General features: G+C 43.6%; 14 protein-coding genes. 8 read left to right on the top strand and 6 right to left on the bottom strand.

Going from position 1 to position 13,326, the window contains the following annotated elements:
- The 3 genes from AAA952_RS06080 to AAA952_RS06070 all read left to right on the top strand — a co-directional run.
- Positions 1-306, top strand: a 306-nt coding sequence (locus AAA952_RS06080; RefSeq protein ID WP_338255328.1) for a DNA/RNA non-specific endonuclease, incomplete at its 5' end; no start/stop codon positions are given.
- 2 nt (positions 307-308) lie between these two features.
- Positions 309-644 carry an immunity protein YezG family protein gene (locus AAA952_RS06075; RefSeq protein WP_113940355.1) on the top strand — a complete coding sequence of 112 codons (336 nt, stop codon included), beginning with the start codon at positions 309-311 and terminating at the stop codon, positions 642-644.
- Entirely contained in the window at positions 641-1,312 is a 672-nt protein-coding gene (locus AAA952_RS06070) for a GAD-like domain-containing protein (RefSeq protein WP_338255323.1), read from the top strand. The genes AAA952_RS06075 and AAA952_RS06070 overlap by 4 nt, the downstream gene beginning before the upstream one ends.
- Positions 1,313-1,935: 623 nt before the next feature.
- Here the strand turns inward: AAA952_RS06070 and AAA952_RS06065 are convergent.
- The 3 genes from AAA952_RS06065 to AAA952_RS06055 form a co-directional block, all read right to left on the bottom strand.
- A complete protein-coding gene (locus AAA952_RS06065; RefSeq protein WP_259579437.1) occupies positions 1,936-2,535 on the bottom strand; it encodes a hypothetical protein in 600 nt (199 codons plus the stop codon).
- Positions 2,536-2,722: 187 nt separating this feature from the next.
- Positions 2,723-3,883 carry a lipase family protein gene (locus AAA952_RS06060; RefSeq protein ID WP_338255317.1) on the bottom strand — a complete coding sequence of 387 codons (1,161 nt, stop codon included), beginning with the start codon at positions 3,881-3,883 and terminating at the stop codon, positions 2,723-2,725.
- 38 nt (positions 3,884-3,921) lie between these two features.
- Complete coding sequence (locus tag AAA952_RS06055; protein ID WP_338255315.1) at positions 3,922-4,476, bottom strand: DUF6795 domain-containing protein; 555 nt, start codon at positions 4,474-4,476, stop codon at positions 3,922-3,924.
- 294 nt (positions 4,477-4,770) lie between these two features.
- Here AAA952_RS06055 and AAA952_RS06050 point away from each other — a divergent pair, with 294 nt between their 5' ends.
- From AAA952_RS06050 to AAA952_RS06040, 3 genes are all read left to right on the top strand, one after another.
- Positions 4,771-5,064: a YciI family protein gene (locus tag AAA952_RS06050; RefSeq protein WP_338255313.1), complete on the top strand. Its 294-nt coding sequence runs from the start codon at positions 4,771-4,773 to the stop codon at positions 5,062-5,064.
- Between the two features lie 149 nt (positions 5,065-5,213).
- Positions 5,214-6,083: an alpha/beta fold hydrolase gene (locus tag AAA952_RS06045; RefSeq protein ID WP_338255312.1), complete on the top strand. Its 870-nt coding sequence runs from the start codon at positions 5,214-5,216 to the stop codon at positions 6,081-6,083.
- 325 nt (positions 6,084-6,408) lie between these two features.
- On the top strand, positions 6,409-7,416 hold the full coding sequence (locus AAA952_RS06040; protein WP_338255310.1) for a class I SAM-dependent rRNA methyltransferase: 1,008 nt from the start codon (positions 6,409-6,411) through the stop codon (positions 7,414-7,416).
- A 94-nt stretch (positions 7,417-7,510) separates the two neighbouring features.
- On the opposite strand, the gene AAA952_RS06035 is transcribed toward AAA952_RS06040, so the two are convergent.
- The 3 genes from AAA952_RS06035 to AAA952_RS06025 all read right to left on the bottom strand — a co-directional run bounded on the left by AAA952_RS06035 (position 7,511) and on the right by AAA952_RS06025 (position 11,479).
- Positions 7,511-7,960, bottom strand: coding sequence for a carboxymuconolactone decarboxylase family protein (locus tag AAA952_RS06035; RefSeq protein ID WP_338255308.1), 450 nt, complete (start codon positions 7,958-7,960; stop codon positions 7,511-7,513).
- Between the two features lie 43 nt (positions 7,961-8,003).
- A complete protein-coding gene (locus tag AAA952_RS06030) occupies positions 8,004-8,906 on the bottom strand; it encodes a helix-turn-helix domain-containing protein (RefSeq protein ID WP_338255305.1) in 903 nt (300 codons plus the stop codon).
- A gap of 440 nt (positions 8,907-9,346) precedes the next feature.
- Positions 9,347-11,479: a glycoside hydrolase family 97 protein gene (locus AAA952_RS06025; protein ID WP_338255303.1), complete on the bottom strand. Its 2,133-nt coding sequence runs from the start codon at positions 11,477-11,479 to the stop codon at positions 9,347-9,349.
- A gap of 267 nt (positions 11,480-11,746) precedes the next feature.
- On the opposite strand from AAA952_RS06025, the gene AAA952_RS06020 reads away from it, so the two are divergent.
- The gene (locus AAA952_RS06020) at positions 11,747-12,538 is read left to right on the top strand and encodes a tRNA (adenine(22)-N(1))-methyltransferase (RefSeq protein ID WP_338255300.1); all 792 of its coding nucleotides are present in this window, start codon (positions 11,747-11,749) and stop codon (positions 12,536-12,538) included.
- Between the two features lie 253 nt (positions 12,539-12,791).
- Positions 12,792-13,322, top strand: coding sequence for an NUDIX hydrolase (locus AAA952_RS06015; RefSeq protein ID WP_012089309.1), 531 nt, complete (start codon positions 12,792-12,794; stop codon positions 13,320-13,322).
- The last annotated feature ends 4 nt before the right edge of the window (positions 13,323-13,326 follow it).

Genomic DNA, 13,326 nt, shown 5'->3' with positions numbered 1-13,326 from the left:
AAGGCTGAGGGTATTAAAGATGGACTCGACAACGATGAAGGTGGTCATTTAATTGCCTCTATTTTCGATGGACCAGGTGAACAAATTAATTATGCTGCCATGGATGGGAACCTTAATAAGGGTGCCTGGAAGGCAATGGAGAATAAATGGGCAGAGGCCTTAAAGGAAGTTCCTCCAAAGAAAGTATCTGTTAGTATTGAGGCAATTTATGAAAACAATTCTAAGAGACCAGTTGCTTTTGATGTTACTTATTTTATTGATGGAAAGAAAAAGAGCGGTTCATTTATGAATCAACCCGGAGGTTAGATTTGGAAAGTGTTGATGAGATTTATATGGCTATAGCAAACCATTGTATAGAACAGATAGATGATAAATGGAATGCTATAAGGATTGAAACTGAGTTTTTTGAAACAGCGGCTGAGTTTGATATTTATTATGTCAATGATCTTGATGAGAAGATTGATCTATCTGCAGGGTATAAATTATTTAAATTGTATAAAGAGTTATATGCGATAACAACAGTGAATAAGAATAATAATTGGAATAGATCTGTTTTTACTTTAGAACCAACAGGTAAGTTTAATATTGACTTCGAATGGGATCAGCTGCTGGCCGACGAAATTGAACGCCTAAGTAAAGAATGAATAAGTTTTTTGATAATTTTTATACTTTCGCAGGGTTTGGCCCGGAGATAAAATCGGAACTACCATCCGAGGCTGTTTTACGGTCTTTTGAAGATAAGCTACCGGCTAGGCTGTTGGAATATTGGCAGGAATATGGTTTCTGTGGCTGGGGCGAGGGTATTTTTTGGACGGTGAATCCGGCAGATTACAGCGAAATTTTAGACTTATGGCTGGCAGGCACCCACTTTGTCGGCAAGGATAACTACTATGTTATAGGCCGCAGTGCCTTCGGCCGTTTGTATGTATGGGGCGAAACTTCAGGGCCAAGCCTCGATATTAACCCTTGTTATGGGATGATATTTCCAACGGATAAAAGCGAAGATTTGAAGAAAAGGGGAGCAGAACGCACCATAGATTTGTTTTTTGCAACGACCTCAAAAAATAGTCTGGAAGAAGAAGATACCGAAGGCAAACCTCTATTTGAGAGGGCTATGATCAAATTAGGGCCGTTAGAAGCCGATGAAACGTATGCTTTTGTACCTGCTTTGGCTCTCGGTGGAGCCCTAAAACTGGAAAACCTGCAAAAAGTAAAAGCTTTAGAACATCTCGCATTCTTGGCCGAACTGGGTGAGAAACAAGTAATGGCAGATATTGTTGCCCTCTCAAACGCTTTACATCGAGACAAATAGTTATTTGGCTTAAAAAGATGACACTTTCCATATCCAATAATCTTTTAAGCCAAAACGCTGGCTTGGCAGTCTAATGTATGGCCGTATAAAATACATCGGGCCCTATGGCACAAGTGAACTTCTCCTCACATTCACATCAAAATGGTTCCTTCAGTTGTTAATCTTGACTGCATGAACGCAGTTATAGTTACAGTGCTCGCCATCAGTTAGTTTAGTTGCATGACAGCCAAACGGGGCAGTTGGATTATGAATACAATACGTTAGATCAATAAATTCAAAAGCGTCATTACACTGAACCGAGTCAAAATGAAGCTTATCACTGAGATTCGGCATTGGGGCTAGGCTAATTTTCTGTTACGTTTTCGGTAAATGTCTTAAAAATATTAATGCCCTTCATCAATTATCTTTCTAGCACTGGCAAGAATTAACAATTTGATAAAGTTTATAGCTTCTCGTGTACACGATACAGGTTATTAGGATATCAATTGAGATGTTTTACGGTGTTCAGTTCTGATGTTGATATATCTATCATAATAAGAAAAAACATGACATGGGTATCTCACATGTCATGTTTTTTACAAATGATTCGACTTGGTTATTCTTGAGGTAGTCGTATACCTTCCTTACCTTCTGATAAATTTTGAGTACTTTATTTTTTCTTCAAAACTAAGGTCTTGTACTTTTTTTATCTCAAGCTCAGCGGGTGTTTTGTTGTTACATGAACTGATGAATTTGATAGGCATATCATGAAAGAAGGTTATTTCTTTAGTGCCAGTATTATGACCGAAACCTAAAATTGTTGATGCTGCTAATGTTGAAGCGTTTAGCACGATAAAGTCTTTAGTTACTTGGCTTGGACTAGAAATATTGACTTGTTCCCCTAATTCTAGATTCTCTTTGGTTCCTCCCCAGTAAAAAATGTGTACATTTGGAATTTCGATTACGTAGTTGAAATCTGAAGTAAACGAGCCTGTTTCAGTCCATGCGGTCGATAATGCATAGGGTTGACCTGATGATCTTAGAAATTGTGCATAGGCTGCTACTTTCTTATCTACCGTAAATCCGACTTGACGTGATACTTCTTGTTTTAGTTTATTCCATAATGATAATGGTGTGTTTACTGGCCAAGGCTGGTATAAGGTCATTCCACTTATTAAGCGAATACTCGGTTCAGGCCACCATGCACTTTTCTCTCCACGGTATACTGTCAGTGTTGTTGGCATTTTTGTTCCTTTTTAAGATAAGTCATAGTATCGATTTGAATACTAATGATAATGAGGGCGAGCATATGAACCAGAGTTATATTTTCTATGGTAGATAGGTGGTTTATGATGAGATTTATTCTTAAAATAAGGTACATGACTAGATTAGTGATTCTAGCCATGTACCAGATTAAAAATATGATTTCTATTATAAATTATCCATAGCTTGTCGTGCACTTTTATAAAGTGCGCCAATTGTTTTATCTAAAACCCACTTTATAAATCTATATGATAATTCTGTTATTTCAGTCACAACTTGCCCTGCAAATACAAGCATGTGCCCTAGTAAACCTTTAGTTTGTTCTCCAAACTTAACTGAGGCTTTAGCAATACCTTCAAGCGCTCTTGCTAGCAAATCATAAAAGGTAAGGCCTGTACCAATAGTTGCTTGTCCCATGACAGCTGCATAATATCCTGCATCTTTGAGAAGGGTAATTAAGCCTGCACTGATTCTATCGGCCCAATAGCCAGAAAATGATGCTTGATAGCGATTTTGATAATCTAATCTTACCGTCGCTAAATTGAGTGAAGATTTTTGTTGTAGATTCCTCCAGCTACTGCTGTTTGCGGTATTAAGATACCCAGGGTTAGCAGAGGTTGACATTTTATGTGCTTCAGGGCGAATACCATCACCAGAGGCGAGTAATATTTCTGAACCTTGATAAGGTGCATGGACATAAGGCCAGAGTGGAACCATAGGAACTGGATCTGATGCATGAGTACAACGAAAAATCTTATCTATAGAGTTGGTACTTTTAATAGAGAAACTATCCAATCCAACTCTAGGAGCACCAAAGGAATAAAGAAAGACTTTATTTTTATAGCGATGCTTAACCCAATCTGCAGTCAAATGTGCAAGTGCTCCACCAAGACTGTGACCAACACAATGGACAATTCCTGAAGATGATTTTGACAGCAGAGGGGTTAATGTACTTTCAAGTGCAGGTTTAATGCTCTGAAATGTTTTGTTGAAACCTGCATGGATCAAAGCATTATTATCTGCGACGGTTAGACCAAAGTGTCCATCAGTTATTGCATCTTCTAGTCCGTCAGTGCCTCTTATAGAAATGACATGGTCATCTTTGAACTGTTCTTTACCTGTGCCAACAATTGCAAAACCTGTTTTTCGATTTAATAATCGAGAGAATATGCTTCCAGAAACCCCTTTAATGGGACCGTTTGAAAGATCAAAAGAAAAGTTTCTTTCAACATCTGGGGAGTTTAAAGTATATCGACCATTAATGGGGTCTTTAATGTCGTAGGCTAAAGAGGCTAATTGTACTGCTATTTTGGGTGGCAGTGTTGGCATAGTAAATTCCTTTTAATAACGTTTTCCGATGGGGATAACTAAATCGGTTGTTCATTTACAAAGTGACAGATAGATTTAACTGGATACGGAAAGTCTGGATGCTCATCATTCGTAAGGTAATAACTCATTTCAGGAGAAGTTAACTCACAAACAAGATTGTTAAGTATTTCACTAAATTTCTTAATAGGTTTGACGCTGTCTGTCGTTGTTAACCAAAGCAGATAATCAGCATTGTTATAGTAAGCAAAAATAGCTTGCCTATTTCTTGTTTCATCTAACATTTTCCCAGGACGACGAGAGCGAATATTAATGTCTGGAAAATGAAACTTGCCTTCTTTGTCTGTTACTGTTTTATCAATATACACTTTGTCGTAATTGAGATTTCGCTCCACAGTGATACCCTCAACAGGTAAACCGTTTAAGGTTATGGCACCATGTACTTCAGGGGACAGGTGTACATCGTATTTCTTTAGAAAATCAAACATGTCTGCAATTACCTGTGTAGATATAAAAATAATAATAGTGCTGGCAATGACTCTGAATATAAATTTTCCGCGTTGACCAATGCTCTTCTTTGACGAAAACTCATTCATTTTTAATGTCTTATGCTTGAAAGAAAACTATGCGAAATCAATTCACAATTCTGAAAATAAGATAAAATATTAGAGTAAGAGAATCGATGGTACAACAGTACTAAAGTGCTATATTTTGGTTGTTACTAATGTTGTGTAAGTGTTGATAAATGAGAGGTGGAGTTTGGTTGGTTTTGGTGTTTCCGATTAAAGTTTGATGGTGCTAGTTTAATGGTAAATTAACTTTTATGTTCATGATGAAGTCATCCAAAAGTGATAGCATCAGAGATTATGTTCTTATTAGAAAGGATACCTATGTTTGTTGTTTCGCTCACCTATAAAAAAACGATTGCCGAAGTGGAGTTACATTTAGCCGCGCACATTGCCTACCTTGATGAGAATTATGCTGTAGGGACTTTTATTGCCTCGGGTCGCAAGGTGCCTCGAACCGGCGGCGTTATCCTCGCTATGGCTGATAGTCGTGCGGCGCTAGAGGCTATTTTGCAGCAAGATCCGTTCTGCATTGCCGATGTTGCCGAGTTTGAGGTAATAGAGTTTGTGCCGACTAAAACTGCGCCCGGATTAGAGCAGTTAATTGAAGTGATTTAATGACCTTTTAAGGCTGTCGTAAAGACTGATATCGACAGGTTTGATTTCATCGCTAGATTTCGTAGCTTGAGCGGAAGGTGCCTAGTGGCTGAGATTAGTGCGATTGAATCCGTTGAACTAGAAAATTGGGACGCGATAAGTAGGATTTAATGGATCAAATTTGGACTGAATTACAACAGGCTAAGGTTTTTAAAACCTTTTATGATACTGGTGAAAGCGTACATTTCTACCATGCCAATGGTTTTCCATTAGGTGTTTATGCGCCTTTATTGGCCAAGTTGCAGCAAGCCTTTAGCCTTAATGCACTCGAGTTAAGGCCGACATGGCCCGATGTAGGTTTGCCGCCTAAGCGCCGAGATTGGCAGCTATATGCCGATGATTTGATCTTGCATATTGAGCTGCATTGCAGTGCGCCAATTGTGGGAATGGGTCATTCGATGGGAGCAACCAGTACCATTCTTGCCGCTAACAAAAGACCCGATTTGTTTAAAGCACTGATACTTATTGAACCTGCAATGGTGTCGCGCCCTATCGCTTGGTTTGCCAAGTTAATGCCTAAATCATTAATGAATTTGACCGCGCCCGCCAAAAACACCTTAAAGAAGCGCGATGCGTGGGAAAGTCGTGAGCATTTCCTTGAATATTGCAAAATGAGTAAGTTATACAAACGCTTTGATGATGAGGCTTTTGCCGCCTTAGCCCAATTCGGGGTTTATCAACACAATGATGGCCAATTCACGTTGAAGTTTCCTAAACGATGGGAAGCGCATAACTACACTCAACCGCCGAATGTATTATCGATATTGAAGCAGATAAAGCTTCCCTGCGTCGCCATCCGAGGGAAACCGTCAGTGTTCTTTTCTGAAGCGACCTGGCTGCGCTGGCAACAGCTCACGCCGGATACGGTATTTTTAGAAGATAAGCGATATGGACATCTGCTGCCATTAGAAGACCCATCTGCCTGCTTAACCCTTATACATCAAGGACTCAGTGAACTGAATAGCAAACGGGTGAAATAAGTGAATTTCAGATGCACTAAGAATGAAAGGGCACTCAGAAAACGGCTTAATTTAAGATCGCACTGACGCTAGCTAAACACGAGCGCTAGATTTCAAGCTAATGATTATCCAAACTGATCAGTATGAGCGGTATCGAACGCTATATTCAACAGTGATATTTAGAGATCGATGCGAAGGGCGTCGGGCCCTCGTTGGATCGGGCCAAAGCCCGTTTTTTAGCACTGGCTTGGTGAATTTATCCGATATTCTGCGACCTAGTTTGGTATTATGCCGTTTTCTCTCTTGAAACCTTACGCAGGTTTCCGCTGCGCGAGTCCTGCTTTTTATGTCTATTCAAACGCTGTTATCGACGGCTCTGGCGAAACGCCATGATTTTTTACAACAAGCAGAACAGGATCAAACCGATTGTTTTCGGGTGTTCTATGGGACAGTCGAAGGCGTCAGTGGCTTGAATGTCGATCGCTACGGCGATGTTTGGTTAGTGCAGAGTTTTCATCAGACCTTAACCGACGAAGAGTTGGTTGATGTCGGCACTGTTTTGTTACAACAGGCCGATTTGCCGATAGTGTATAACGATCGTTCATTAGGCCATTCCCGTGTATTGAATGCCTTATCACCCGCACTGACAGAGATCGCGAGTTCTGAGCGAGTAATGCAGGAAAATGGCATCAAGTTCAGCACTAAACTGCGCCACGAAGGACAAGATCCGCTGTTATTCCTTGATATGCGTGTTGGCCGCGAATATGTGCGGGCACACAGCCAAGATAAAACCGTGCTGAATTTGTTTTCCTACACCTGCGGCATTGGTACTGCGGCAGCCATCGGCGGCGCGACTCAGGTGATGAATGTTGATTTTTCTTCCTTTGCTTTAGCGACGGGCAAAGCGAATGCGGCGTTAAATCAGGTGTCGAATGTATGTGAGTTTGTGCAGAGTGATGCGTTTCCGGCATTGCGCCAATTGGCAGGCTTGAGTGTGGGAGGGCGTCGCAATCAAAAATTACCGAGTTATCCCAAATTGGCGCAAACCCAGTTTGATCTGGTGTTCCTCGATCCGCCGCGTTATGCCAAGAGTGCTTTTGGTATTGTCGATTTGGTCAATGATTATCAAGGTTTGTTTAAGCCCGCATTAATGGCGACCAAAGTCGGTGGCACTATCGTTTGCTGTAACAATGTGGCGAAAGTCGAGCGCCAAGCATGGTTCGACAGTTTAGTGCGCTGCGTTGAAAAACAAGGCCGTACAGTCACTATGTACACTTGGCTAGATCCCCATGAGGATTTCCCTTCGTTCGATGACAATCATCCACTTAAAATAGTAGCACTGACATTAAGTTAACTATACAAACGGCATAGTGATAAGAACCACATAGCGATATCAACAAGCAGGGCACCCGATTCGGTGCCCTTTTTATTTGTCCATTTATGTGCCGCTAGATGGGTTGCAAGTGGAAGGCAATCGCGACGCGGTTCCAGCCATTAATGGCAATGATTAAGCTGGTGAGGTCGACAATTTCTTTCTCGGAATAATGCTCTGCAAGCGCCGCATATTGACTGTCATGCACGGGGGCAGTAGCAACTTGGGTTAAGATTTCTGTCCAGAGCAGCGCTGCACGTTCCCGTTCATTAAAGATTCCATCGACCTCCTGCCAAGCGGCAAGTAAATCTAAACGTAGTTGTTCTTCACCGTCACTTCTGGCTTCCTCGGCGTGCATTCGCTGACAAAACGCGCAGCCATTGAGTTGCGATGCTCTAAGCTTGACTAAATGCACCAGTAATGGCGAAAAGTGGGAGTCACCGGCCGCTTTGTCTAAGCTGAGCAATGCGTTAGCAAGTACGGGTTGTAGCTGGTAAATTCGCTGGAGTGGTATACGTTCTGACATAAATGCCTCCTATAAGCTGAGGCTTTAATCTAAGCGGTTAGCGCTATGTAGGATTGGAGATTTGCGACATTTTACGCTTTTTGTATTGTCCTGGAGTTTGCTGTGTCACCCGTACAAAGTGTTGATGTAGATGGGCTTGATCGTAAAATCCGCAATCGAATGCGACCTGCACTAGGCTGAGGTTAGGTGATTGGCTGAGTAAGTTTCGGGCGATTTTGACTCGGTTTAATTGCAGTAACTGCGCGGGTGACAATCCGGTTTCTTGTTTAAATCTTCGTTCAAACTGACGGCGACTTAAGGGAAGTTGCTTATAGAAATCCTCTAAACTGGCTTGGGTTTGAATAAGCTTTGGTAAATTCGCCTGCCCTAAGCCAACCATAGCGCTTTTATGTCGAGTTAACACCGCACCAAATTGCTGCTGGGAGAGTTGCAACAACCAGCGCTCAAGTAGGGCGATGCGTTGGGCTGGCTGATTGGTTTCCGCCAGTTGCGATAACAGTTGCTTCAATCCCATTAGTTGTAATTGTGTCGCATCAATAGTCGTCACTGATGCGGCAGACAGAATATCTTGCAGTTCAATGCCGAGTAAATGAAATGCGCCGCCGGGGTGAAAGCGAACTGTCATCAGCTCGATTCCTGGCAAAAAGGCGTGGGAATGTATGCTTTGACCACAGTGAAATAACACTTGAGGCTCTTCGCCGTTGAGCGTTTGAGTTGGCGTTTGGAAATAGAAATGCAGGCTAGTGCCGCCGTCTGGATAAAATGTCTGCTCAATGCTCTGCGGTAAATCAGTCGCTACGCGCAAATGAAAATAGCGCTGCACCCAAGGGCGAAGTGGCGCTAAGGGTTTAAAATGGCTAAAGCCTAAGTGCGCGAGTTCAGTTTCGAAACGTTTAAAGCTGCGCATTTCTAATAAATTTGCCCGATATCGCAAGCTGAGCACCATAAGCAAGTAAAGGAAGGTCAGATTAATCTAACTGAGCTGAGGCATTTTTGCACCTGTGTTGCTTGTACGCATTTGCCTTGTACTGGCATGGTCTGTCTACAATTATGGTGAGTTTGCGAGGGCATTTATAGCCTGTTTATTCGATTTATACCGATTTGTCGGTCAATGGGCACGAACTGAATTTACGCCAACATCAACTAAGACGCTTCAAGGGGAGATTAACTTTTACGTTTTGTATTGGGATAAACAGGTGCTATCTGGCAATAAAAAGTCACCAAGGACAAGGTACATCCTTGGTGACTTTCTGTTGTTTACTCTGTATTTTTACACTCGCTCAAACACTCGCTCAAACACTCGCTCAAACACTCAGTTAACGCGCTAACGTTAACATGCTGAATTTAAAGAGTTAAACCTAAAGTGCTGAATTTAAAGTACTAAACCTAAAGCACTTTGAACCTTATTGCCGTGCCGCCACTGCTGGCGAGTGCGAGGTTTAGGCTATCTTTAGCACTTACCTCTTTGGTTTCAATCACATAATCATAGGGATTGGTTTTCCAATCGGCTTTTGCGCCATCGCGGTAAATTTGTGCTTGATAACGTTTATTCGGGGAGAGGAAATCCAGTTTGACCGTGACCTTGCGTGCGGCTTCATCCGTGAGTGCGCCTAAGTACCAATCACCTTGATCCTTCGCTTGGCGAGCAAAGACCACATAGTCACCGACTTCACCGGCCAGCGCGACACTTTGATACCAATCTGTGGGCACATCGCGGATAAATTGGAAGGCATCTAAGTGCTTTTCATAATTGCGCGGCAGATCCGCTGCCATTTGGATTGGACTATAGAGCACAACGTACAAGGCGAGCTGTTTGGTCAACGTGGTCTGCACACGATTTTCTGCATCCAACCCTTTGGGCGCTAAGTCAAAAATCCCCGGAGTAAAGTCCATTGGACCCGCAAGCATGCGGGTAAAGGGTAACATGGCCGTGTGTTCAGGGTTGTTTGGTGGGCTACCCCAAGCATTGTATTCTTGGCCACGGGCACCTTCGCGGGAGATCCAGTTTGGATAGGTTCGGCGCAGGCCTGTGTCTTTAATCGGCTCGTGGGTATTGATACTGATATGGTGTTTCGCAGCCTCGGTGACATTGTGCAAATACTCACCGACCATAAACTGGCCGTCGTGCCACTCGTGACGGGTAATGCCTTTGTCATCTATGCGCTTGATTTGGCCACCATCGGCGACATAGCCCGTCTTGACTTGAGTAACACCATGCTGCTCATACAGGGCGAAGGCATCAGCCATTTGATCGCGATAATGCGTGACTGAACCTGCGGTTTCATGGTGGCCGATTAAACGTACACCTTGCTTTGCTCCGTAGGCTGTGATGGCGGGCAGATCGAAATCAGCATAGGCCTTGGTAAAGCTAAATTGATCGCCGTTGTGGAACCAGTCGCCGTCCCAACCTTCATTCCAACCTTCTACTAGTACGCCATCAAACTGATATTTAGCGGCGAAATCCATATAACGCTTTGTTTCACTGGTGGTTGCGCCATGGGTTGGGCCCGAGCCCCAGGTATTTTCGTTTAAGTGCATTCCCCACCAAATACCGACGTATTTCCCTGGTTTTACCCAAGTAACATCGCCGAGTTTATTGGGTTCATTGAGGTTTAGGATGAGGTGCGAATTGAGTAGCCCAGTTGCTTTGTCGGCAATTTGAATGGTGCGCCATGGCGTATAAAAACCCACTTGGGTTTTGACGCGAATACCGTCGGACCAAGGCGTGAGATCCGCCTTTAGTTTGCCATCGCGCTGTTGATCTAAGGTCATGGCGGCAAAGTCCACCAAGGCGGCTTCGTGGATACTTAAGTGCGTACCGTCTGCGAGTTTAAAGGTGAAGGGGGTATGGGCTCTATCGACGTCTTTAAGCGCTGTGGTGCGATATAAATATTCGTAGCGATTCCAGCCGCGGGCAGGGATCCACCATGCTGTAGCTTTATCGCTTTTGCCGACATTGAACTCGGTTAACTCGTCAGTGATTAATAGCGGCGAATTGGCGGGCAGGGCAGCTTGTGGGGCTAAGTGATAGCGAAAGCCAATCCCATAGTCAAAGGCTTTAAATTCGATTTCGAGTTGCACCTTGCCATTACTTAATACTGCAGTCAGTTGATTGTGCTGATCGCGGATCCATTCCTGTTCGCCCCAAGGTTGTTGCCACTTGTCATCAGCACTTTTTTTCTCGCTGCTTTTTATCTGTAATCCTTGACCGAGTTCGCCAAGGGATTGAAAAACTAAGCCTAAGCGGCTCGGTTCTATGACTGTTTTGCCGTGAAAATCGATTTTATATTCGGGGCGGCCTGTATCGTCACTCAAGCTGATTTGAATTTGTTGGTTGGGTGAGCTGACGGTAACGGTTTTAGCAAATACGTTGGCACTAAAAAGACTCGTAACTGCAAGGGCGATAAGTGAATGGCTTAATCGCGCTTGCGATCGCTTTTGGCGTGATGAGCTCTGGCGAGCGTGACTCTTTGTTAAGTGACGGCCAGTAAACTGAATAGGGTTGGTCTTGATGAACATTCCTTGATCCTTGTTTTTATAATGAATGTGACTCACAGCATACTAGTGGCGATGGCTTTTTAACCGCAACGGCCTGCATACGTATTCACCACATTAAGGCGTGACGTAACAGACGTGACGAGAAGTATTGCGAGGGCACGAACAAAAGATGTGGTTTGCTTTTGACTCGGGTAATATGCGCGCTTTCTTTTTGCTTAAAAATGCAATTTAGCGTGGGATTTACAGTGGGATTTATAGTATTTTGAGCCGCAGCAGTAAGGTCAAACCGTGAAAATTAGCCAACGTTTACAACAGATAAACAGCATGATCAGTGGCCATTACGATCATATTTGGGATTGCTGCTGCGATCATGGTTTGCTCGGTATGCTGTTGCTAGAAAGGAGCGCTGCCCGCCATGTACACTTTGTCGATTGTGTGCCTTCGCTGATGCAGGCGCTTGAACTGCGTTTGCAGCGTTTCTTCCCCGCTGACATATCAGGCCTTAATCCACACTTAGACCTCCACTCAGACCCACACTTAAACCTAGACATGGACCCAAATTTAAGTCGTCATACTCAGTGGCAAGTGCATTGCCTTGATGTTGCGGCTTTACCGCTCGCGCAAACCAGTGACAAAGATAAACAGTTGATTATCATCGCTGGTGTGGGCGGTGAACTGCTGGTGGACTTAGTGAAGGCAATTCTAGCCAAGCACCCACAGCGGCACCTCGAATTTATTTTGTGTCCCGTGCATCATAATTATTATGTCAGGCAATCACTCACTGCCTTAGGGTTAGGGCTGAAGTCGGAACACTTATTGGAAGAGAATCAACGTTTCTACGAAATCCTCCATGTCAGTACAATCGCGGCTCCAAATGGTCGGCCTATCAGTGCTACGGGTTCGTTAATGTGGCAGATGCTAGATGAAGCAAGTTTGCCGCGAGCGCAGCGTTATCTGTCGCAGGTGATTGGTCATTACCAACGCATGCCCACGCATAAGCAAACACCAGAGATTATTGATGCTTATCAGCAGCAATTGGCCCAGCTCTTGAGTGAGCATAGTGAGTTTGAATGCTCTTGAGCATTTTTGCCGTTTAGGCATTACGTGAGCACTAAAGATGAGAATCAGGCGAAAGAGATGATGCATCGCGATCTTAACATCATGTGTAAAACGATTTTAGTTTAACCCGTTAATAATCAAGAGTCTAATCGCTAAAACCTATTAATCACTCGAACGGGACTGAGTGTGATTATTGCCTCTGCTACAGTTTTTGATCTGCATTTGGCACATTTTCGTTTATGCTGCGACTCCTTTTCGGCAAATGGCTAAGACTATGCGTTTATTGAGAACCACCCAAGATCCAGCGGTTAACCTACAGACGGCACGCGTTTTTTATCGCAGAGCTGCCCGCGCGATAGTGTTATCGGGTGAAGACATTTTGCTGCTGTATACCCAAAAATATCGCGATTACAGCTTACCCGGCGGCGGGATTGACGACGGCGAGAGCCTCGAGGATGGACTGATCCGCGAGCTACAGGAAGAAACCGGCGCCCTAGACATTCAAGTGTTAGCCCCCTTTGGTCGTTACGAAGAGTTTCGGCCTTGGTATCGTGAAGGGGCGAACGTAGTGCACATGGAGTCATTCTGTTACGTGTGCCGTATCGACACCTCACTGGGCGAGCGTGGTTTAGGTGAGACTCGATTAGAAGCCCATGAGATAAAAAATGGCATGCGGCCTGAATGGCTTAATATTCATCAAGCTATCGCTCATAACGAAGATATTCAGCGTAATCATCCCCATAAAGGCCAATCAATAGAGCGTGAAACTTTTCTGCTAAAACAGATAGTGTTGGAATGTTTGTAAGTTA

It is taken from the genome of Shewanella sp. M-Br (genome assembly GCF_036245925.1).
GTDB lineage: Bacteria > Pseudomonadota > Gammaproteobacteria > Enterobacterales > Shewanellaceae > Shewanella > Shewanella oncorhynchi.
This window is presented reverse-complemented; position numbering and strand designations above follow the sequence as displayed.